The organism is Mycobacterium sp. MOTT36Y, assembly GCF_000262165.1.
Lineage (GTDB): Bacteria > Actinomycetota > Actinomycetes > Mycobacteriales > Mycobacteriaceae > Mycobacterium > Mycobacterium intracellulare.
In genome coordinates, this window is record NC_017904.1 from 3,777,500 (window position 1) to 3,797,414 (window position 19,915).

The 19,915-nt window shown below is 70.1% G+C and carries 19 protein-coding genes and 2 pseudogenes; 12 read left to right on the forward strand and 9 right to left on the reverse strand.

Annotation, left to right across the window (positions count from 1 at the left end; genetic code table 11):
- Nucleotides 1–8: 8 nt before the first annotated feature.
- On the reverse strand, nucleotides 9–353 hold the full coding sequence (locus tag W7S_RS16900) for a DUF732 domain-containing protein (RefSeq protein ID WP_008258486.1): 345 nt from the start codon (nucleotides 351–353) through the stop codon (nucleotides 9–11).
- Complete coding sequence (locus W7S_RS16905; RefSeq protein WP_008258488.1) at nucleotides 353–691, reverse strand: DUF732 domain-containing protein; 339 nt, start codon at nucleotides 689–691, stop codon at nucleotides 353–355. Before W7S_RS16905 ends, W7S_RS16900 begins: the two co-directional genes overlap by 1 nt.
- Nucleotides 692–791: 100 nt before the next feature.
- Here W7S_RS16905 and W7S_RS16910 point away from each other — a divergent pair, with 100 nt between their 5' ends.
- The 3 genes and pseudogenes from W7S_RS16910 to W7S_RS16920 all read left to right on the forward strand — a co-directional run.
- Nucleotides 792–1,562, forward strand: a complete 771-nt coding sequence (locus W7S_RS16910; RefSeq protein ID WP_008258490.1) for a Clp protease N-terminal domain-containing protein — start codon at nucleotides 792–794, stop codon at nucleotides 1,560–1,562.
- A gap of 92 nt (nucleotides 1,563–1,654) precedes the next feature.
- Nucleotides 1,655–2,173 (forward strand): hypothetical protein, encoded by a 519-nt coding sequence (locus W7S_RS16915; RefSeq protein ID WP_008258492.1) that lies wholly within the window; start codon nucleotides 1,655–1,657, stop codon nucleotides 2,171–2,173.
- Nucleotides 2,161–2,664: pseudogene (locus W7S_RS16920) on the forward strand (GNAT family N-acetyltransferase); the annotation flags it as partial. The gene W7S_RS16915 and the pseudogene W7S_RS16920, both read left to right, overlap by 13 nt.
- On the opposite strand, the gene zapE reads toward W7S_RS16920, so the two are convergent.
- Entirely contained in the window at nucleotides 2,648–3,781 is a 1,134-nt protein-coding gene (zapE, locus tag W7S_RS16925) for a cell division protein ZapE (RefSeq protein WP_008258497.1), read from the reverse strand. The pseudogene W7S_RS16920 and the gene zapE sit on opposite strands and share 17 nt — an antisense overlap.
- Between zapE and W7S_RS16930 the strand changes: the two genes are divergently transcribed.
- Genes W7S_RS16930 through msrB form a run of 4 tightly spaced genes read left to right on the forward strand, consistent with a single transcriptional unit; the run spans nucleotide 3,780 to nucleotide 7,870 of the window.
- Complete coding sequence (locus tag W7S_RS16930; RefSeq protein ID WP_008258498.1) at nucleotides 3,780–4,535, forward strand: pyrimidine reductase family protein; 756 nt, start codon at nucleotides 3,780–3,782, stop codon at nucleotides 4,533–4,535. The two genes, zapE and W7S_RS16930, sit on opposite strands and share 2 nt — an antisense overlap.
- A 14-nt stretch (nucleotides 4,536–4,549) precedes the next feature.
- The gene (locus W7S_RS16935; protein WP_008258500.1) at nucleotides 4,550–6,109 is read left to right on the forward strand and encodes an alpha/beta hydrolase; all 1,560 of its coding nucleotides are present in this window, start codon (nucleotides 4,550–4,552) and stop codon (nucleotides 6,107–6,109) included.
- Nucleotides 6,110–6,137: 28 nt separating this feature from the next.
- Entirely contained in the window at nucleotides 6,138–7,448 is a 1,311-nt protein-coding gene (gene aftC, locus W7S_RS16940; protein WP_008258505.1) for an arabinofuranan 3-O-arabinosyltransferase, read from the forward strand.
- Complete coding sequence (msrB, locus tag W7S_RS16945; RefSeq protein ID WP_008258507.1) at nucleotides 7,445–7,870, forward strand: peptide-methionine (R)-S-oxide reductase MsrB; 426 nt, start codon at nucleotides 7,445–7,447, stop codon at nucleotides 7,868–7,870. Before aftC ends, msrB begins: the two co-directional genes overlap by 4 nt.
- A 163-nt stretch (nucleotides 7,871–8,033) precedes the next feature.
- Here the strand turns inward: msrB and W7S_RS16950 are convergent, their stop codons facing one another.
- From W7S_RS16950 to hemE, 4 genes are read right to left on the reverse strand one after another with little or no spacing between them, the layout of a single operon-like run.
- Nucleotides 8,034–8,786, reverse strand: coding sequence for a class I SAM-dependent methyltransferase (locus W7S_RS16950; protein WP_008258508.1), 753 nt, complete (start codon nucleotides 8,784–8,786; stop codon nucleotides 8,034–8,036).
- Entirely contained in the window at nucleotides 8,783–9,478 is a 696-nt protein-coding gene (gene hemQ, locus W7S_RS16955) for a hydrogen peroxide-dependent heme synthase (protein WP_008258510.1), read from the reverse strand. The genes W7S_RS16950 and hemQ overlap by 4 nt, the downstream gene beginning before the upstream one ends.
- Before the next feature lie 5 nt (nucleotides 9,479–9,483).
- Nucleotides 9,484–10,860, reverse strand: a complete 1,377-nt coding sequence (locus tag W7S_RS16960; RefSeq protein WP_008258512.1) for a protoporphyrinogen oxidase — start codon at nucleotides 10,858–10,860, stop codon at nucleotides 9,484–9,486.
- The gene (gene hemE, locus W7S_RS16965; protein WP_008258513.1) at nucleotides 10,857–11,930 is read right to left on the reverse strand and encodes a uroporphyrinogen decarboxylase; all 1,074 of its coding nucleotides are present in this window, start codon (nucleotides 11,928–11,930) and stop codon (nucleotides 10,857–10,859) included. Before hemE ends, W7S_RS16960 begins: the two co-directional genes overlap by 4 nt.
- An 85-nt stretch (nucleotides 11,931–12,015) precedes the next feature.
- On the opposite strand from hemE, the gene W7S_RS16970 reads away from it, so the two are divergent.
- The 3 genes and pseudogenes from W7S_RS16970 to W7S_RS16980 all read left to right on the forward strand — a co-directional run bounded on the left by W7S_RS16970 (nucleotide 12,016) and on the right by W7S_RS16980 (nucleotide 14,876).
- Entirely contained in the window at nucleotides 12,016–12,837 is an 822-nt protein-coding gene (locus W7S_RS16970; protein WP_008258514.1) for an enoyl-CoA hydratase/isomerase family protein, read from the forward strand.
- 78 nt (nucleotides 12,838–12,915) lie between these two features.
- Nucleotides 12,916–13,582 (forward strand): annotated as a pseudogene (locus W7S_RS16975) (DUF3000 domain-containing protein).
- A 1-nt stretch (nucleotide 13,583) separates the two neighbouring features.
- Nucleotides 13,584–14,876 carry a ribonuclease D gene (locus tag W7S_RS16980; RefSeq protein WP_008258516.1) on the forward strand — a complete coding sequence of 431 codons (1,293 nt, stop codon included), beginning with the start codon at nucleotides 13,584–13,586 and terminating at the stop codon, nucleotides 14,874–14,876.
- Here W7S_RS16980 and dxs read toward each other — a convergent pair.
- Nucleotides 14,873–16,798: a 1-deoxy-D-xylulose-5-phosphate synthase gene (dxs, locus tag W7S_RS16985; protein WP_008258517.1), complete on the reverse strand. Its 1,926-nt coding sequence runs from the start codon at nucleotides 16,796–16,798 to the stop codon at nucleotides 14,873–14,875. The two genes, W7S_RS16980 and dxs, sit on opposite strands and share 4 nt — an antisense overlap.
- 154 nt (nucleotides 16,799–16,952) lie before the next feature.
- Between dxs and W7S_RS16990 the strand changes: the two genes are divergently transcribed.
- Together W7S_RS16990 and W7S_RS16995 are read left to right on the forward strand one after the other, a co-directional pair.
- The gene (locus W7S_RS16990; protein ID WP_008258518.1) at nucleotides 16,953–17,396 is read left to right on the forward strand and encodes a CBS domain-containing protein; all 444 of its coding nucleotides are present in this window, start codon (nucleotides 16,953–16,955) and stop codon (nucleotides 17,394–17,396) included.
- A gap of 16 nt (nucleotides 17,397–17,412) precedes the next feature.
- On the forward strand, nucleotides 17,413–18,702 hold the full coding sequence (locus tag W7S_RS16995) for an SLC13 family permease (protein WP_014712042.1): 1,290 nt from the start codon (nucleotides 17,413–17,415) through the stop codon (nucleotides 18,700–18,702).
- 8 nt (nucleotides 18,703–18,710) lie between these two features.
- Here W7S_RS16995 and W7S_RS17000 read toward each other — a convergent pair whose 3' ends face one another.
- Complete coding sequence (locus tag W7S_RS17000) at nucleotides 18,711–19,913, reverse strand: class I SAM-dependent RNA methyltransferase (RefSeq protein ID WP_008258521.1); 1,203 nt, start codon at nucleotides 19,911–19,913, stop codon at nucleotides 18,711–18,713.
- Between the last annotated feature and the right edge of the window lie 2 nt (nucleotides 19,914–19,915).

The window sequence follows — 19,915 nt, forward strand, 5'->3', positions numbered from 1 at the left end:
CGGGCGGCTCAGTTGCCGGCGGCGCCTTCGGGCTTGGGCCCGCGGTCCTCGCCGGTGATGTACTTCGGGCAGTAGTGGGCGGCCGAGAGGAAGGTGAACTTGGCCGCGCTGGCGCCCTGGAAGGTCGGGTTCTGGTTGCGCAGGTCCGTCACGATCTTCGCGTCCGACTGGCCGTCGTCGAGCAGCTCACACACCGACTTGCCGATGGTGATCGCGTTGCCGGCGTCCTGGTAGGTGATGCCGGCGTCGCGCAGGTCCTTGAGGAAATCCTGATCGTTGTCGACGTCCGCGTGAGCCGGGACGGCCAGGCCGAGCGCGGCGACGACGCTGCAAAGCGCGAGGAGAAATCGCATCATCGCGGGGCGTTCGTGACCGCCGTGATCGCGTTCGGGCAGTACGTGTTGGCGGCAATGGCCGCGAACTGGTTGGCCTTGTCCTCGTTCAGCGCGGAGTTCTTGGCCAACAGCGTCTTGACCACGTCGGGCATCTGCGTGCCCTGGCCGACGGTGTCGCACACCCACTTGCCAGCTCCCACCGCCTTGTCGGAATCGGCAAAGGTGATGCCGGCCGCGCGCAGTGACGCGATGAACGCTTCGTCGGTGCCGTCGACGCCGTCAACGGGGTCGGCGTGCGCCGAAGCGGCCAGGCCGATCGTGACGGCGAGGCCGGACAGGGCGAGCAGGAGCTTCATGGCTTACGGATTCTCCCAGAGGGAACGCCCGCGCGCATCTCCTGCCGAAGCCGTCAACCCCCGGTTGACACCCGGGCTGCGTCAACCTAGCGTTGACGACATGTCCGAGCCCATCCGCATCGCGTATCCGATCCGCCTCGACGAGTTGATCACCGCGATCAAGACCACCCACCCCGACGTGCTGGATCAGCTGACCGACGCCGTGCTGGCCGCCGAGCACCTGGGCGAGATCTCCGACCATCTGATCGGCCACTTCGTGGACCAGGCCCGCCGCTCCGGAGCCTCGTGGACCGACATCGGCAAGAGCATGGGCGTCACCAAACAGGCCGCCCAGAAACGATTCGTCCCCCGCGCCGAGGCCACCACCCTGGACCCGGAGCAAGGCTTCGCGCGGTTCACGCCGCGGGCGCGTGGCGCGGTGGTGGCGGCCCAGAACGCCGCGCACGAGGCCGGTAACGGCGAGATCACCCCCGACCACCTGCTGATCGGGGTGCTCGCCGATGCGGCCGCGCTCGCCACGGTGTTGCTGCGCCTGCAAAAGATCGACACCGAGGCGCTACGCGACGCCGCGGCCGCGTCGATCGCCGCGCTGCGCGTGGAAGACCAACCGCCCGAACTCATCCCGTTCAGCGGGCCGGCGCGCAAAGCGCTCGAGTTGACCGTGCGCGAGGCGCTTCGGCTCGGCCACAACTACGTCGGCACCGAGCACCAGCTGCTGGCGTTGCTCGAGCTGGAGGCCGCCTCCTCCACCCCGGGGCCGCTGCACCGGTGCGGCGTCGACAAGGACCGGCTCGAGGCGGATCTGATCGCGGCGCTGGAATCGCTCGGTGGCGGGAAACCCGTTGTCCCGGACGGCGGCGGTGACGGCTGACGGCCGCGGCCGACCCCTCCCTCGGGCGCTACCGCGTGTGCGATCATGCGAGGGTCCCCGCAACGGTGCCAAGGAGGCAAGACATGGCGAAGATGCGCCGCTGGCTGGTATCGGTGTCGGCCGTGTTGGTTGCCGCGGCGAGCGTGACGGCCGTCGTTCCGGCGCCGCGCGCGTGGGCCGGCGACGCGCCGATCGGCCACATCGGGGACACGCTGCGCGTCGACAACGGCACGTTCATCGCGGACGTGACCGTGAGCGGCGTGGCGCCCTGCGACCCGCCGCCCGGGTTCGGCTACACGCGCGAGGGCACCTACAAGGGCTTCCCCGGCAGCACCGTCGAGCGCGCCGACGTGACCATTCGCGCGATCCGCGTGCCCAATCCGTACATCATGGCGACCATCTTCAGTTTCAACGGTGTGACCCCGAACGCCGACGCGTACAAGCCGCGGGCCTCCGATGCGCCCGACGCGCTGGACAACGTGATCGTCAACGCGCCCAACGGGGCGATCGTGCGCGGTGAGGTGTATTGGGACGCCTACCGCGACCCCGTCTCCACCGTCGTCCTGCTGGACAAGAAGACGGGCTATCACCTCGCCCAGTGGAATCTTTGATCCGAACCGTCCACGTCGCGGCGGCGGATTCCGGTGCTGCGGTCGAGCTGGCCGCCGTTGCGGCCCTTACCTTTCCGTTGGCGTGCCCGCCCACGGCGGCCCCGGAGAACATCGCGGCCTTCGTGGCCGCCAACCTGTCGGCCGAACGCTTCGCGGACTACCTCGCCGATCCGCACCGCGCCGTCCTCACCGCGGCGCACGACGGCCGAATCATCGGCTACGCCATGCTGATTCGCGAGCCCGGCGCCGCCGAGCTGTCCAAGATCTACGTGCTGCCCGCGTACCACGGCGGCGGGGTGTCGACGGCCCTGATGGACCGCGCGCTGGCCACCGCCGGCGAGTGGCGCGCGCGGCGCGTGTGGCTGGGGGTCAACCAGGCAAACCAACGCGCGCAACGCTTTTACGCCAAGAGCGGCTTCAGGATCAGCGGCACCAGGACGTTTCGTCTCGGCGCCGGCCTCGAGCACGACTATGTCATGGTTCGCGAGCTGGGCCAGCCGCCGCCGTCAACGCCAGCAGCCGGGATGTGGCCCGTAAGTACTTCTTTCGGTATCCGCCGGCCAGCATCTCCTCGCTGAAGATGGTGTCCAGTTTGGCGCCCGACGCCACCACGGGAATTCCGGCGTCGTAGAGCCGGTCGGTAAGCGAAACCAGCCGCAGCGCGACGTTCTGGTCGTCGATCCCGTGCACGCCGGTCACGAACACCGCGCGCACGCCCTCGATCAACGTCAGGTACCGCGACGGGTGCATGGTGGCCAGGTGCGCGCACAGCGCGTCGAAGTCGTCGAGCGTGGCCCCGTCGACGCGCGCGGCGCGCGCCGCCACCTGTTCGTCGGACAGCGGCTGCGGGGCCGGCGGCAGGCCGCGGTGCCGGTAGTCGGGCCCCTCGATGCGCACGGTGGTGAAAATGCTTGCCAGCGTGTTGATCTCACGCAGGAAATCCTGCGCCGCGAAGCGGCCCTCGCCGAGCTGCTCGGGCAGTGTGTTGGAGGTGGCGGCCACCGACACCCCGCGCTCGACCAGCGACGAGAGCAGCCGCGCGATCAGCGTGGTGTTGCCCGGGTCGTCGAGCTCGAACTCGTCGATGCAGACCGCCGTGTAGGTGCCCAGCAGGTCGACGCATTCGGCGAAGCCGAACACCCCGGCGAGCTGGGTGAGCTCCCCGAAGGTCGCGAAAGCCTTGGGGGGCGGCCCATCCGGCGTCCCGCCCTTCGACCCGCCCGGCCCGTCACCGGGCAGTTCGTAGTAGGCCGACGCCAGTAGGTGCGTCTTGCCCACCCCGAACCCGCCGTCGAGGTACAGCCCGACACCGGGCAGAACCTGCCGTCGTCCCAACAACTTTCGGCGGCCCGCGCGGCGCTGCGTGGCCTGCCGGCAGAAGTCCTGGCATGCCAGCACCGCGGCGGCCTGCGTCGGCTCGGCCGGATCGGGCTGGTACGTCGCAAAGCTCACGTCGGCGAACGTCGGGGGCGGCCTCAATTGGGCGATCAGGCGCTCCGGCGAGACGGTCGGATGCCGATCCACCAGGCGCGCGACGGCGCCCGAAACGCCCGCGGAGGTGGACCCGTGCATGCAGGAACTGTAGCGGCGTGCTGCAATCAGACCCATGCCCGAGACGCCGCTGTCGCTGCTGGGCTCGGTGCGCGACCTCGAGGACGGCGAACTCCCCCGGCTCTACGGCTATCCCGAGCAGGACGCGACCTGGGTGCGGGCGAACTTCATCACCAGCGTCGACGGCGGCGCCACCTCGGGCGGCAGCAGCGGGGCGATGGGCGGGCCGGGCGACCGGTTCATCTTCAACCTGCTGCGTGAGCTCGCCGACGTCATCGTGGTCGGCGCGGGCACCGTGCGGATCGAGGGCTACTCCGGGGCGCAGCTGAGCGCCGCCCAGCGTCAGCACCGGCAGGCCCGCGGACAAAGCGAGGTCCCGCCCCTGGCGATCGTGACCAAATCGGGCCACCTCAACCGGGACATGGCCGTGTTCACCCGCACCGAGGTGCCCCCGCTGGTGCTCACCTGCGCCGCGGCGACCGCCCAGACGCGACGGCTGCTCAGCGGCGTGTGCGAGGTCGTCGACTGCTCCGCCGGCGATCCCGAGAAGGTCGACGAGGCCGCCCTGCTGGCGGCCCTGGGCGCGCGCGGGCTGCGCCGCATCCTCACCGAGGGCGGCCCGATGCTGCTGGGCTCGCTGATCGACCGCGACATGCTCGACGAGCTGTGCCTGACGATCGCGCCCTACATCGTCGGGGGCCAGGCGCGACGCATCGCGGCCGGCCCGGGCCAGCTGCTCACCGGGATGCGGTGCGCCCACGTCCTGACCGACGACGCCGGCTACCTTTACACCCGCTACGTCAGGGCCTAGCTACTGTGGTCGGCATGAGTCGGCCGTACACGTGCGCCACGATCCTCGTTGCGGTGACCGCGCTGCTGGCCGGCTGCGTCCCGGGCCTGGCCGCCAACCCGCGCTTCGCCACGAATTCCGGTGCGCGGCCGCAGGGAGCGGCGACCTCCAAGCCGGCGCCCACCGGCCCGCCCCCGATCGCCGCGCCCAAGAACGACCTGGCGTGGCACGACTGCACCTCGCGGGTGTTCGCCGACGCGGCGGTTCCCGCCGCCGCGGGTGTGCAGCTCGACTGCGCCACCTACGACTCCGACCTGGACCCGGTCAACGGCGGGGGCGGCAGCCTGAGCATCGGCGTGGTGCGCGCCCGCACGAACAAGACGCCCCACGACGCCGGGCCGCTGGTCTTCACCACCGGCTCGGATCTGCCGTCGTCGGCGCAGCTGCCGGTCTGGCTGTCCCGCGCCGGCGCCGACGTGCTCGCCGCCCACCCGATCGTCGCCGTCGACCGTCGCGGCATCGGCATGTCGAGCCCCATCGACTGCCGGGACAAGTTCGACCGCCAGGAGATGCGCGACCAGTCGCAGTTCCAGACCGGCGACGACCCGGTGGCCAACCTGTCCGAGGTCGCCAACACCGCGACCACCAACTGCACCGACGCCATCGCGCCTGGTGCCTCCGCCTACGACGACGCGCACGCCGCCTCCGACATCGAGCGGTTGCGCAGCACCTGGGACGTGCCCGCCCTGGCGCTGATCGGCATCGGCAACGGCGCCCAGGTGGCGCTGGCCTACGCCGGATCGCGGCCCGACAAGGTCGCCCGCCTCGTCCTCGACTCACCGGTCGCGTTGGGCACCAACGCCGAAGCCGCCGCCGAGCAACAGGTCAAGGGGCAGCAGGCCGCGCTCGACGCCTTCGCCGCCCAGTGCATCGCGGTGAACTGCGCGCTCGGTCCCGACCCCAAGGGCGCCGTCAGCGCCCTGCTGGCCGACGCCCGCGCCGGCAGGGGCCCCGGCGGCGCGTCGGTGGCACAGGTCGCCAACGCCATCACCGTCGCGCTGGGCTTCCCGTCCGGCGGTCGCGTCAACGCCACAACCGACCTGGCCAACGCGCTCGCGGCCGCCCGCTCCGGTGACACCAACGGGCTGAACAACCTGATCAACCACGCCAACACCGTGCAGGACTCCGACGGCCAGTTCGTCAATGTCTGCAGTGACGCCGTCAATCGCCCGACCCCGGACCGGGTGCGTGAGCTGTTCGTCGCCTGGGGCAAGCTCTACCCCCAATTCGGTACCGTCGCCGCGCTCAACATGGTCAAGTGCGTGCACTGGCCCACCGGTTCCCCGCCGCCCTCCCCGAAGACCCTGAAGGTCGACGTGCTGCTGCTCGGCGTGCAGAACGACCCGATCGTGGGGACCGACGGGGTCGCGGCGACCGCGGCCAGCATCATCAACGCCAACGCGGCCAGCAAGCGGGTGATGTGGCAGGGCATCGGGCACGGCGCCAGCATCTATTCGGGCTGCGCGGTTGCGCCGCTGAACGGCTACCTCAGCAGCGGCAAATTGCCCAACACCGACACCTACTGCCCGGCCTGATGCTGCCTTCAGCGGCGCCGGCGCGCCGGTGTACGGTGCGCTGGTGACGGCAGCTGAATCGATCCGAACCGGCTCGCGCGAGCGGCTCCTGACCGCCTTTCGTCCCCGCACCGGCGCGCCGAGCGTGGCGAGCATCTTGCGGTCCGCGCTGTGGCCGATCGCCATCCTCTCGGTGCTGCACCGCAGCATCGTCATCACCACCAACGGCAACATCACCGACGACTTCAAACCCGTCTACCGGGCGGTGGTGAACTTCCGGCGCGGCTGGGACATCTACAACGAGCACTTCGACTACGTCGACCCGCACTACCTGTATCCGCCCGGCGGCACGCTGCTGATGGCACCGTTCGGGTACCTGCCCGAGTATCCGTCGCGCTACCTGTTCATCCTGATCAACACCGTGGCCATCCTGGCCGCGTGGTATCTGCTGCTGCGGATGTTCAACTACACGCTGTCCTCGGTGGCCGCGCCCGCGCTGCTGCTGGCCATGTTCTGCACCGAGACGGTGACCAACACGCTGGTGTTCACCAACATCAACGGCTGCGTGCTGCTCGCCGAGATGCTGTTCTTGCGGTGGCTGCTCGACGGCCGGATCGGCCGGCAATGGTGGGCCGGCGTGGCGATCGGCCTGACGCTGACGCTCAAACCGGTGCTGTTGCCGTTGCTGTTGCTGCCGGTGCTGAACCGCCAGTGGCGAGCGCTGGTGCCGGCCTTCGTGATTCCCGTCGTCGTCAACGCCGCCGCGTGGCCGTTGGTCAGTGATCCGATGGACTTCGTGACCCGCACGGTGCCCTACTTTTTGGGCACCCGCGACTATTTCAACAGCTCGATCGAGGGCAACGGCGTGTACTTCGGCCTGCCCACCTGGCTGATCGTGTTCCTGCGAATCCTGTTCACGCTGTTGGCCATTGGGGCCCTGTGGCTGTTGTACCGCCACTACCGCACCCGGGACCCGCGGTTCTGGTTGACCAACTCCGCGGGTGTGCTGCTGCTGTGGTCGTTCCTGGTGTCGTCGCTGGCCCAGGGCTACTACTCGATGATGCTGTTCCCGTTTTTGATGACGGTCGTGCTGCCCAACTCGTTGATCCGCAACTGGCCGGCGTGGCTGGGGATCTACGGCTTCATGACCCTGGACCGCTGGCTGCTGTTCAACTGGATGCGCTGGGGCCGGGCGCTGGAGTACCTCAAGATCACCTACGGCTGGTCGCTGCTGCTGATCGTGGTGTTCACCGTGCTGTACTTCCGGTACCTCGATGCCAAGGCTGAGAACCGGCTGGATGACGGGATCGATCCGGCGTGGCTGATGACCGAGCGGCAGCGCGCTACCGTGGATGCATGACCTCCCCCGACGTATCGCGTCCGAAGCTGCAGCTGACCGACGACGAGTGGCGCCAGAAGCTCACCCCGGAAGAGTTTCACGTGCTGCGCCAAGCCGGCACCGAGCGACCCTTCACGGGTGAATACACCGACACCAAGACCGAAGGCGTGTACCAGTGCCGTGCCTGCGGTGCCGAATTGTTCCGCAGCACAGAGAAATTCGAGTCGCACTGCGGCTGGCCGTCGTTCTTCGACCCGGCGAAATCCGATGCGGTGATCCTGCGGCCCGACCATTCGATGGGGACGACGCGCACCGAGGTGCTGTGCGCGAACTGCCACAGCCACCTGGGCCACGTGTTCGCCGGTGAGGGCTATCCGACGCCGACCGACCAGCGGTACTGCATCAACTCGGTCTGCCTGCGACTGGTGCCGTCGGGGGCTTGAGTCCCAGCAGTCACAAGAATCCGGGGGGCATGCGTTGTGCCCACCTCCCAGCGACAACGTCGTTAACGGGTGTGACCAGGGCAAACACGTTGTCGCTGGGAGGTGGGCAAAAGCCCCCTTCCCTTCCCCAGTGACAGACGCGACGGGTGTGACGCCCAGGCCCTCAGTCGGCGCGCGTGGCGTGCACTTCCCAGAACGGCGCGTACACCCGGCTGCCGTCGAGCCAGGGTTCCATGGCGCGGAACCGTTCCAGCAACTTCGCCGCCTCGTCGGCCATGTCGGGGTTGCGCGCGGCCATCAACTCGATGGACTCGGCGCTGATGTTGACCTGGTAGGTGGTCGTGCCCAGATAGGTGATGTCCCACCCGGCGTCGGGCAGCACGTCGCGAAAGTCGCTCTCGGACAACGACCGCAGCATCTTGAAGCCGTTGATGTTGTGTTCGCCGAACTCGAACATGTACAGCCGCGCGCCCGGCCTGGTGGCGCGCCGCAGCGCCTCGGCGTAGGACCGTCGCAGCTCGGGCTCGGTGCTGAACGTGTGATAGAAAGCGCAGTCGACCACGGTGTCGAAGTGGCCGTCGAACCCGTCCAGCTTTGTGGCGTCGGCCACCTCGAAATTGACTGACACCCCGGCTTTTTCGGCGTTCGCCCGGGCGCGCTCGATGGCGCCGGGCGAGCCGTCGATGCCGGTCGCCGAATAGCCCTTCGAGGCGTAGTAGATGGCGTGGTGGCCGGGGCCGGTGCCCGGATCGAGCACCTCGCCTTTGATCGCGCCCAACGCCACGAGCTGCTGGACCACCGGTTGCGGGCCGCCGATGTCCCACGGCGTGGCGGTGGGCAGGCCGTGCGACGTCCGGTCGTCACGGTACATCTGCTCGAAACGGGTGGGGTCGGTCGGATCGAACGGCGCTGTCATGGCAGGGCTTTCACCAACTGCTCGACGGCCACCCGGGGGCCGGTGAAGAACGGCGTCTCCTCGCGGGTGTGCCGGCGGGCGTCGGTGGCGCGCAGTTCGCGCATCAGGTCGACGATGCGGTGCAGCTCGGGAGCCTCGAACGCCAGGATCCACTCGTAGTCGCCGAGCGCGAACGCCGGGACCGTGTTGGCGCGGACATCCTTGTATTCGCGGGCGGCCATGCCGTGCTCGGCGAGCATGCGGCGGCGTTCCTCGTCGGGCAGCAGATACCACTCATAGGACCGCACAAAGGGATACACGCAGATGTAGTTGCCGGGCTCCTCGCCGGCCAGGAACGCCGGGATGTGGCTCTTGTTGAACTCGGCCGGCCGATGCAGGGCGACGCTGCTCCACACGGGCGAGCTGGCCCGTCCCAGCGCGGTGGTGCGGCGGAAATCGGCGTAGGTGGCCTGCAGCGCCTCGACGCGTTCGGCGTGCGTCCAGATCATGAAGTCCGCGTCGGCCCGCATGCCCGCCACGTCGTAGAGGCCGCGCACCACGACGCCGCGCTCCTCCTGTTGCTTGAGGAACGTCGACGCCTCGTCGATGACGTCGTCGCGCTCCTCGCCCAGCTCACCCGGCTCCACCGAGAAAACCGAGAACATCAGGTAGCGAATCTGGGAGTTGAGCGAGTCGTAGTCGAGCTTGGCCATGAAACCTATCGTGCCACTTGCGCGTCCGGACCTCCGATGGCCCTGATCACATCCTCGGCCGCACGCCCGGCCGCGCCGACGCAGGCGGGCACGCCGATGCCGTCGAGGTAGCTCCCCGCCACCGCGAGCGTCGGCGGCAGTCCGGCGCGCACCTCGGCGACCAGGTCGGCATGGCCGGGGCCGTACTGCGGCATGGCGTCGATCCAGCGCTGCACCCGGACGTCGACGGGGTCGATGTCGAGCCCGAACACGGCGGCCACATCCCCCAGCGCCCAGGCCAGCAGCTCGTCGTCGGAGGTGCTGGCCGCCACGTGGTCGCCGAACCGCCCGAACGACAACCGCAACAGCTGCACGTCGGCCCGGGCGCCCCACTTGCGGGACGACAGCGTGATGGCCTTGGCCCGCAACCGCTCCCCGGTGGCCACCAGCACGCCCGAGCAGTCGGGGAACGCGGTGTCAGCCGGCACGGCCAGCGCCAGCACCACCGACGATGCGCTCGCGATGCGCCCGGCCGCGGCGACGCTGCGGGGCGCGATGCCGCCGAGCAGGCGGCACGATTCGTGCACGGGCACGGCCAGGATCACCGCGTCGGCGCCCCAGCGGGCGCCGGTGTCGTCGAACACCGCCCAGCCCGCGTCGGCGCGCTCGAGCCGCGACGCGGCGGCGCGCACCCAGCGCGGCCGGGCGCGCGCGGCGAGCTCCTCGACCAGCACCCGGTACCCGCCGTCGAGCGCGCCGAACACCGGCGCGCCGGTGGCCGGCGGCACGACCCGCCCGACGGCGTCGGTCAGGCTGGCGGCGCCACGGTCCAGCGCCGCGGCCACGGTCGGGGCGGCCGCACGCAGGCCGATGGTGGCCGCCGAGCCCGCGTAGACCCCGCTCAGCAGCGGGTCCACCGACCGCGCGACCACCTGGTCGCCGAACCGGTCGCCCACCAGGTCGGCCACCGCGGGATCGCTGCCGGCGACCCACTCCAACGGGCGGGAGGGTTCGGCGTCGATGCGGGCGACGGTCGCCTCGTCGACCAATCCGGCCACCGACGCCGCCGACGACGGGATGCCCACGATCGTGCCGGTGGGGAGCGGGCGCAGCCGTTGCCCGCTGTAGATCAGCGGGCGAGCACCGGTCGAAACCAGTTGGTGCCCAGTCAGATTCAGCTCGTCCAGCAGCGCCGGCAGCTCGGGTCGGCGCAGCACGAACGCCTCGGCGCCCAGATCCATCGGCGCCCCGCCGACCAGCTCCGTGCGCAGGATCCCGCCGAGCCGCTCCCCCGGGTCGAACAGCGTGATGGCCGCGTCGTCGCCGAGGGACATGCGCAGCCGGTAGGCCGCCGTCAGCCCCGAAATTCCGCCCCCGACAACGCAATATGAGCGGGACGTCATAGCGAATGGACCAGCGACACCAGGTCGGTCAGCACTGCGGGGTCGGTCTCGGGCAGCACGCCGTGGCCGAGGTTGAAGACGTGACCGGCGGCGCCGGCGTCGACCGCGCGCCGACCGTCGTCGACGACGGCGCGCGCCGCGCGTTCGACCACCGGCCAGCCCGCCAGCAGGACCACCGGATCGAGGTTGCCCTGCAGCGCCGTGCCGGGCTCCACCCGGGCCGCCGCGTCGGCGAGCGAGGTTCGCCAATCCACGCCCACCACCGTCGCGCCGACCTCCGACATCGCGCCCAGCAGTTCGGCCGTGCCGACGCCGAAGTGCGTCATCGGCACGCCGTACTCGGCCAGGGCGGCGAAGATCCGGGCGCTGTGCGGCTGCACGTAGGCGCGGTAGTTGGCCAACGACAGCGTCCCGGCCCACGAGTCGAACACCTGGATCGCGTCCACCCCGGCATCCAGTTGCACCCGCAAGAAGCCGACGGTGATGTCGGTCAGCTTCTCCATCAACGCATGCCAGCTGTCGGGATCGGCCAGCATCATCGCCTTCGTGCGCGCGTGGTGGCGGCTGGGCCCGCCCTCGATCAGGTAGGACGCCAGGGTGAACGGCGCGCCGGCGAAACCGATCAGCGGAACATCGCCGAGCGCGGACACCAGCAGCGACACGGCGTTGGAAATCGGTTGAACCCGTTGCCGCTCAAGCGGTTTGATCGCGGCGACGTCGGCCGCGGTGCGCACCGGCGACTCGATCACCGGTCCGACCCCGGCGACGATGTCCAGGTCGATGCCGGCGCCGAGCAGCGGCACCACGATGTCGGAGAACAGGATCGCCGCGTCGACGTCGTGCCGGCGCACCGGTTGCAGGGTGATCTCGCAGACCAGCTCGGCGTCGAAACACGCCGACAGCATGTCGTGCTGGGCCCGCAGCGCCCGGTATTCGGGCAGCGACCGGCCGGCCTGCCGCATGAACCACACCGGGATCCGGCGGGGCTTTCGGCCGCCCGCCGCGGCCAGATACGGCGACTCGGGAAGGTCGCGGCGAGTGTCCGCACTGGTGTGCGTGGGCCTGTTCATCGGCCTCAATGCTGCCATGACCGCAGAACGCCAAACCCCGCTGCGTACTATCGCGACCGCAACCGTTTGAACGTCAGGAGCCCGGATGCCGGTCAGCCAGCCCCCAGCCAATTACGACGAGTTCCCCAGCCTGCGGTGCGAGCTCGGTGAGAACGGCGTGCTGACGCTGGTTCTCGACTCCCCGGGGCTGAATTCGGTGGGCCCGCAGATGCATCGCGACCTCGCCGACATCTGGCCGGTGATCGATCGCGACCCGGCCGTGCGCGTCGTCCTGGTCCGCGGCGAGGGCAAGGCCTTTTCCTCCGGCGGCAGCTTCGACCTGATCGCCGAGACCATCGGCGAGTACGAGGGCCGGATCCGCATCATGCGCGAAGCCCGCGACCTGGTGCACAACATGATCAACTGCGACACCCCGGTCGTGTCGGCGATCCGGGGGCCGGCGGTGGGTGCGGGCCTGGTGGTGGCGCTGCTGGCCGACATCTCGGTGGCGGGCCGGACCGCGAAGCTGATCGACGGGCACACGAAGCTCGGCGTGGCCGCCGGCGACCACGCCGCGATCTGCTGGCCGCTGCTGGTCGGCATGGCCAAGGCCAAGTACTACCTGCTGACCTGCGAAACCCTGCTCGGCGAGGAGGCCGAGCGGATCGGCCTGGTCTCCACCTGCGTCGACGACGATGACGTCCTGTCCACCGCCACCCGGATCGCCGAGAACCTGGCGCAGGGCGCGCAGAACGCCATCCAGTGGACCAAGCGCAGCCTCAACCACTGGTACCGCATGATGGGCCCCACCTTCGAGACCTCGGTGGGCCTGGAATTCCTCAGCTTCAGCGGCCCCGACGTGCAGGAAGGCCTGGCCGCCCACCGCGAGAAGCGCCCCGCCCGGTTTACCGGCGGATCTGCCACCTGAGCAGGACATATACGTTTGGTGGAGGGCTGGTAACGGGTTGGTCGCGGCGGGTTTGAAACCCGGCGCGCCTGTCGCAGCGTGTCAGCCGATGGGTCTACCGTCGATCCCTGTGACCCCTGCCGTGACGATACAGAGCGGTCGGGATGAAGAGGAGCGGTGCCAAGTGACCTCATCCGAACCGGCCCCCTTCCGCGAGGCGGTGGCGGCGATGAACGCCGTGGCCGTGCGGCCGGAGATCGAGCTGGGTCCGATCCGGCCGCCGCAACGCCTCGCTCCCCACAGCTACGCGCTGGGCGCCGAGGTCAAGCATCCCGACCGCGAGATCATCCCCGAACGGTCCGACGGCGACGCCTTCGGCCGGCTGATCCTGCTGTACGACCCCGAAGGGGCCGACGCGTGGGACGGCACCATCCGCATGGTCGCCTACATCCAGGCCGACCTCGACCCCAGCGAGGCCGTCGATCCCCTGCTGCCCGAAGTAGCGTGGAGCTGGCTGGTCGAGGCACTGGAGTCACGCATGGAACACGTCGTCGCGCTGGGCGGCACCGTCACCGCCACCACCTCGGTGCGCTACGGCGACATCTCGGGGCCGCCGCGCGCCCACCAGCTCGAGCTGCGGGCGTCCTGGACCGCCACGTCGCCCGCGGTCGGCGCGCACGTCGAGGCGTTCTGCGAGGTGCTGGAGCACGCCGCGGGCCTGCCGCCCGCCGGAGTCACCGACCTGAGCTCGCGGTCACGCGCCTAGCATGGGCGAACCGTCGCCCGACGGGCCGGGCAGCAGCGCGCCCGGCGGCACCGAACCCGCCCCCACCCCACTTCCACGCCCGACCGAAGGCGTCCCGCCCATCTCGGTGAGCGTGTACGAAATCGAGGCCGCGGCAGAGCGCCTGGACCGTGGGCGCGGGCCGTTCGCGGTGGACGCCGAGCGGGCGTCGGGTTTCCGCTACTCCAACCGGGCCTACCTGATCCAGATCCGCCGGGCGGGCTCCGGCACCGTGCTGATCGACCCGGTGAGCCACGGCCGCGACCCGCTGGAGGCGCTGCGGCCGGTGGCCGAGGTGCTGGGCACCGACGAATGGATCCTGCACTCGGCCGATCAGGACCTGCCCTGTTTGGCGGAGGTGGGCATGCGGCCGCCCGCGCTGTATGACACCGAGCTCGCGGGCCGCCTGGCCGGGTTCGAGCGCGTGAACCTGGCCACCATGGTCGAGCGGCTGCTGGGTTTCGGGCTGGCCAAGGGCCACGGCGCGGCGGACTGGTCCAAGCGCCCCCTGCCCGCCGAATGGCTCAACTACGCCGCGCTGGACGTGGAACTGCTCATCGAGCTGCGCGCGGCGATCGCGGAGGTCCTCGCCGGGCAGGGCAAAACCGATTGGGCCGCACAGGAATTCGACTACCTGCGGGACACGGGTTCGAAAGATCCGGGTGCCGCGGCGCGACGGGACCGGTGGCGACGAACGTCGGGAATCCATCGGGTGCGCGACAAGCGCGGCCTGGCCGCGGTGCGCGAATTGTGGTTGACGCGCGACCAGATCGCGCAGCGCCGCGACATCGCGCCGCGGCGCATCCTTCCGGACTCGGCCATCATCGACGCCGCGCTGGCCAACCCGACGACCGTCGAGGAACTGGTCGCCCTGCCCGTGTTCGGGGGGCGCAATCAACGCCGCAGCGCCGCGACGTGGCTGGCGGCGCTGGAGGCCGCGCGCCAGAACAAGAATCCGCCCGTGGACGCCGAACCGCCGAACGGGCCGCCGCCCCCCGCGCGGTGGAGCCGGCGCAAACCGGAGGCCGCCGCGCGGCTCGAGGCCGCGCGGGCGGCGCTGTCGGAGGTGTCCGAGCGGGTGCACGTCCCCACCGAGAACCTGGTCTCGCCGGACCTGGTGCGACGGCTGTGCTGGGACTGGGAGGCCGCGCCGGATCCGTTCGAGGCCGTCGAGGCGTTTCTGCGGGCCGGGCAGGCCCGGCCCTGGCAGCGGGAGTTGGTGGATCCCGTGCTGGCCCGGGCGCTGCAGGCGGAAGGCACCGAAAGCGCCGGTTAGTCGAGGTGCTCCCGGATCTCGGCTTCCGCCTCGCTGCTGCCCAGGGCGGCGACCCACCCGGTGATGCGGCGTGCCACGTCCTGATCCGTCAGGGCCAGGTCCGCCAGCAGCTCGCCCCGGGAGGCGTGCTCGTAGAACCGCTGCGGCAGCCCGACGTCGCGGCACGGAACGTCGATCTCGGCGCGGCGCAGGGCGGCCGACACCGCCGAGCCCACGCCGCCGTTGACCCCGTTGTCCTCGCAGGTGACGACCAGTTTGTGCCGCGCCGCCAGGTCGAGCAGGTTGTCCGAGACCGGCAGCACCCAGCGCGGGTCGATGACCGTGACGCCGATCCCCTGATCCTGCAGTCGCTTGGCCACCGCCAGCGCCATCCGCGCGAACGCGCCGACGCCCACCAGCAGCACGTCGTGGTTGCATCCGCCGGCCGGGACCGCGAGCACGTCGACACCCGAGATGCCGGAACCACGGCGCTCGATCGCCGGGATGTCCTCGCCCACATCACCTTTGGGGAAGCGCAGCGCCGTCGGCCCGTCGTCGACCTCGAGCGCCTCACCGAGTTCCTCGCGCAACCGGGTGGCGTCGCGGGGGGCGGCCGCCCGCATGCCGGGCACGATGCCCAGCATCGACAGGTCCCACATGCCGTTGTGGCTGGCGCCGTCGGATCCGGTGATCCCGGCCCGGTCCAGCACCATGGTGACGGGCAGCCGGTGCAGCGCCACGTCCATCATGATCTGGTCGAAGGCGCGGTTGAGGAACGTCGAATAGATGGCCACCACCGGGTGCATCCCGCCCATGGCCAGGCCGGCCGCCGACGTCATGGCGTGCTGCTCGGCGATGCCGACGTCGAACAGGCGATCGGGAAACTGCTGCCCGAACGGCGTCAGCCCGGTGGGGCCGGGCATGGCCGCGGTGATGGCGACGATGTCGCGGCGCTTGCGGGCGTAGCCGATGAGCGCATCGGAGAAGGTCGCCGTCCAGCCCGGGCCGGGGACGCTGGTCGCCTGGCCGGTAAGGGGATCGATCACCCCGCAGGAATGCATCTGCTCGGCTTCGTCGTCCTCGGCGGGCGCGTAGCCCATCCCCTTGCGGGTCACCACGTGCACGATCACCGGGCGCCCGAAGCCGCGGGCGTGGCGCAGCGCGGCCTCCACCGCGCGTTCGTCGTGGCCGTCGACGGGGCCCACGTACTTCAGCCCCAGGTCGGTGAACAGCAGCTGCGGTGACAACGAGTCCTTGATGCCGGCCTTGACGCTGTGCATCACCCGGTAGGCGAGCCGGCCGACCAGCGGCAGCGCCCGCAGCGCGTCGCGGCCCCTTTCCAGGGCCTGCTCGTAGACCGGTTGCAGCCGCAGCGTGGCGAGATGGTCGGCCACGCCGCCGATCGTCGGGGCGTAGCTGCGCCCGTTGTCGTTGACGACGATGATCACCGGGCGGCCCGACGCGGCGATGTTGTTCAGCGCCTCCCAGCACATGCCACCGGTCAGCGCCCCGTCGCCGACCACCGCGACCACGTGCCGGTTGCGGTGCCCGCTCAGCTCGAAGGCCTTGGCCAACCCGTCGGCGTAGGACAGCGCGGCGCTGGCATGGCTGGACTCCACCCAGTCGTGCTCGCTCTCGGCGCGCGACGGATACCCGGACAGCCCACCCTTTTTGCGCAGGGTTTGGAACTCGTGGGAACGTCCCGTCAGCATCTTGTGGACGTAGGCCTGATGGCCGGTGTCGAAGATGATCGGATCGTGCGGCGAGTCGAACACCCGATGCAGCGCGAGGGTCAGTTCGACCACGCCGAGATTGGGCCCGAGGTGTCCCCCGGTGGCAGCGACCTTGTGAATCAGGAACTCGCGAATCTCGGCGGCCAATTCGCGGAGCTGATGCGCAGAAAGGTGCTGCAGATCAGCGGGCCCGCGGATCTGTTCCAGCATCCCGTCAGTCTACGCAGCCACACGCGCAGGTTTGGTAGCGTCAATGCGCGGTGAGCCGGGAAGCCTGGTCGGCACTTCTACTTCCGACCCAGGAGCACGCCATGAGCATCGAGGCCGCCGCACCATCCACTCCCCGCGGACGTATCGTCGCAGTGTGCGTGCCGAGCAGATCGCCGAGGACTTCCCCGTCGTCAGCATCGACGCGGACGCGCTGGAAGCCGCCCGGATGCTGGCCGAGCACCGGCTGCCCGGGCTGTTGGTCACCGACGGTTCGGGGCGCCCCTACGCGGTGCTGCCCGCCTCCCAGGTCGTCCGCTTCATCGTGCCGCGATACGTGCAGGACGACCCGTCGCTGGCCGGCGTGCTCAACGAATCGACCGCCGACCGCTGCGCGGAAAAATTGAGCGGCAAGAAGGTGCGCGACGTGTTGCCCGACCACCTGGTCGACGTGCCCCCGGCCCACGCCGACGACACCATCATCGAAGTGGCCGCGCTCATGGCGCGACTGCGCAGCCCGCTCGTCGCGGTGGTCAAAGACGGCGGACTGGTCGGGGTGATCACGGCATCGCGGGTGCTCGCCGCCGCGCTGAAAACCTGATGCCCCAGGCACATCGATGAGCTTCATCGCGATCCTGGTCTTCGTGGTCGCCTATGTCCTGATCGCCAGCGACCGCGTCAACAAGACATTCGTGGCCCTCGCCGGCGCCGCGATCGTGGTCACCCTGCCGATCATCCGATCCGACGACGTCTTCTACTCACACGAAACCGGAATCGATTGGGACGTCATCTTTTTGCTGCTCGGCATGATGATCATCGTCAGCGTGCTGCGGCAGACCGGCGTGTTCGAGTACGTGGCGATCTGGTCGGCCAAACGCGCCCGCGGCTCGCCGTTGCGCGTCATGATCCTGCTGGCCCTGGTGACCGCGATCGCCTCAGCCCTGCTCGACAACGTCACCACCGTGTTGCTGGTCGCCCCGGTGACGCTGTTGGTGTGCGAACGACTGGCGATCAACGCGGCGCCCTTTTTGATGGCCGAGGTGTTCGCATCGAATGTCGGCGGCGCGGCAACGTTGGTGGGCGATCCGCCCAACATCATCATCGCCAGCAGGGCCGGTCTGACGTTCAACGACTTTCTCGTTCATCTGGCGCCGATCGTGGTCATCGTCCTCGGCGTCCTGATGGTGTTGTTGCCGCGCCTTTTTCCCGGGGCGTTCAGCGTCGACCCCGATCGGGTTGCCGACGTGATGTCGCTGGAGGAAAAGGAGGCCATCCGCGACCCCCGGCTGCTCGTCACGTGCGGGATCGTCTTGCTGGCGGTGTTCACCGCGTTCATCGCGCACTCGCCGCTGCATATGGAACCCTCCATGGTGGCGCTGCTGGGCGCCGGGATCCTGGTCGTGGCGTCACGACTCAAGCCGTCCGATTACCTGTCCAGCGTGGAGTGGGACACGCTGCTGTTCTTCGCCGGCCTGTTCATCATGGTCGGCGCGCTGGTGAAGACGGGTGTGGTCAAACAGCTTGCCCGCGTGGCGATCTCCGCGACCGGCGGGAACACCTTGACCGCGACGATGATCATCCTGGTCGCCTCGGTCCTCATCAGCGGGGTCGTCGACAACGTTCCGTATGCCGCGACGATGGCGCCGGTGGTGGCCGACCTGGTCCCCGCCCTGGGCGATCACGCCAACCCCGGCGTCTTGTGGTGGTCGCTCGCGCTGGGCACGGACTTCGGCGGCAACCTGACCGCTATCGGCGCCAGCGCCAACATCGTCCTGCTCGGGATCGCCAGCCGCGCCGACAATCCCATCTCGTTTTGGGAATTCACCCGCAAGGGCGCGGTCGTCACCGCCGTCTCCATCGCGCTGGCCGCGCTGTATGTGTGGCTGCGGTATTTCGTGATGGCCTAGGCGCCGGACTAATCGCCACGTGTCAGCAGCGCGACGCATTCGACGTGGTGGGTCAACGGGAACGCGTCGAACACCTTGATCTTCTCGACGGCGTAGCCGTGGCCGAGATAGATACCGATATCGCGCGCGAAAGACGCTGCCTCACAACCGATGTGCACCACACGCGGGACACCGGCCGCGGCGAGCAGATCGATGATCTCGCGCCCGGCGCCCGCCCGCGGTGGGTCAAGCACCGCCACATCTGCTGTTGAGGCGCCTTCTCGCTGCGCCGCCAGCGCGCGGCGCACCGAGTCGGTGACGATCTGCACCTGGCTCAGATCGGCCAGCGCGCTCCGGGCGGCCCGCGTCGACCCGCGCGAGGTGTCCACGCTGAGCACCCGCCCCGAGGCCCCCACGGCCTCGCCGAGCGCGGCGGCGAAAACGCCTGCGCCACCGTAAAGATCCCAGGCGCTCATGCCGGTGCCGGCGGCCGCCCAGTCGGCGACCAGGGCGCTGTAGGTCGCTGCGGCGTCGCGGTGCGCCTGCCAAAAGGCGGTCACCGGCACCTGCCAGGTGCGCCCCGCCACCCGCTGCACCGCCTCGTAGCGGCCCTCCATCACCTTGGTCGCCGTGCGTCTGCCCTGCCGCAGGGTGCGCACCACGTGGCGCGCGCCGTCGTCGTCGACGGCCACGTGCAGCTGGGCGGCCGGCGGCCACTCGGTCTCGGCGATCCCGTCTAGCATGCCGTCGGGCAGCTGCGCGCAACGCAGGTCGGTCACCAAATCGTCGCTGTGGTAACGGTGAAAGCCCGGTCGATGGTCGGCGCCCACGTCGAGGCGGACGCGGGTGCGCCAGCCCGTGGGTCGCGACGACAGCGGTTCGGCCTCCCCGCTCCAGCGATGCCCACCGAGGCGCTCCAGCTGATTGGCCACCACCTCGGCCTTGAGCGCGCGCGCCACCTCGGGGGCGGCGAACGCCAGGTCGCAGCAGCCGGCGCCGCCGACCCCGGCGATCGGGCACAGCGACGCCGTGCGGCCGTCCGCCGGCTCGACGACCTCGACAACCTCCGCGTGCCAATAGGATCCGCGGTCCGCGGTCACCCGCACCCGAACCCGCTCACCGGGCAGCGCGTACCGGACGAACACCACCCGGCCTTCGTGGTGCGCCACGCAGCTGCCGCCGTTGGCCGGGGCGCCGGTGGTCAACGTCAGCTCCCCCACCGCGGGCGACACCC

Excerpts from the sequence above, each read along its gene's own strand:
- W7S_RS16905 (WP_008258488.1), bottom strand. The coding sequence starts at position 691 with ATGAAGCTCCTGCTCGCCCTGTCCGGCCTCGCCGTCACGATCGGCCTG.
- W7S_RS16900 (WP_008258486.1), bottom strand. The coding sequence starts at position 353 with ATGCGATTTCTCCTCGCGCTTTGCAGCGTCGTCGCCGCGCTCGGCCTG.
- W7S_RS16910 (WP_008258490.1), top strand. The coding sequence starts at position 792 with ATGTCCGAGCCCATCCGCATCGCGTATCCGATCCGCCTCGACGAGTTG.
- msrB (WP_008258507.1), top strand. The coding sequence starts at position 7,445 with ATGACCTCCCCCGACGTATCGCGTCCGAAGCTGCAGCTGACCGACGAC.
- W7S_RS16980 (WP_008258516.1), top strand. The coding sequence starts at position 13,584 with ATGGGCGAACCGTCGCCCGACGGGCCGGGCAGCAGCGCGCCCGGCGGC.
- W7S_RS16935 (WP_008258500.1), top strand. The coding sequence starts at position 4,550 with ATGAGTCGGCCGTACACGTGCGCCACGATCCTCGTTGCGGTGACCGCG.
- W7S_RS16960 (WP_008258512.1), bottom strand. The coding sequence starts at position 10,860 with ATGACGTCCCGCTCATATTGCGTTGTCGGGGGCGGAATTTCGGGGCTG.
- W7S_RS16995 (WP_014712042.1), top strand. The coding sequence starts at position 17,413 with ATGAGCTTCATCGCGATCCTGGTCTTCGTGGTCGCCTATGTCCTGATC.
- zapE (WP_008258497.1), bottom strand. The coding sequence starts at position 3,781 with ATGGGTCTGATTGCAGCACGCCGCTACAGTTCCTGCATGCACGGGTCC.
- hemQ (WP_008258510.1), bottom strand. The coding sequence starts at position 9,478 with ATGGCCAAGCTCGACTACGACTCGCTCAACTCCCAGATTCGCTACCTG.
- W7S_RS16950 (WP_008258508.1), bottom strand. The coding sequence starts at position 8,786 with ATGACAGCGCCGTTCGATCCGACCGACCCCACCCGTTTCGAGCAGATG.
- W7S_RS16970 (WP_008258514.1), top strand. The coding sequence starts at position 12,016 with ATGCCGGTCAGCCAGCCCCCAGCCAATTACGACGAGTTCCCCAGCCTG.
- hemE (WP_008258513.1), bottom strand. The coding sequence starts at position 11,930 with ATGAACAGGCCCACGCACACCAGTGCGGACACTCGCCGCGACCTTCCC.
- W7S_RS16915 (WP_008258492.1), top strand. The coding sequence starts at position 1,655 with ATGCGCCGCTGGCTGGTATCGGTGTCGGCCGTGTTGGTTGCCGCGGCG.
- dxs (WP_008258517.1), bottom strand. The coding sequence starts at position 16,798 with ATGCTGGAACAGATCCGCGGGCCCGCTGATCTGCAGCACCTTTCTGCG.
- W7S_RS16930 (WP_008258498.1), top strand. The coding sequence starts at position 3,780 with ATGCCCGAGACGCCGCTGTCGCTGCTGGGCTCGGTGCGCGACCTCGAG.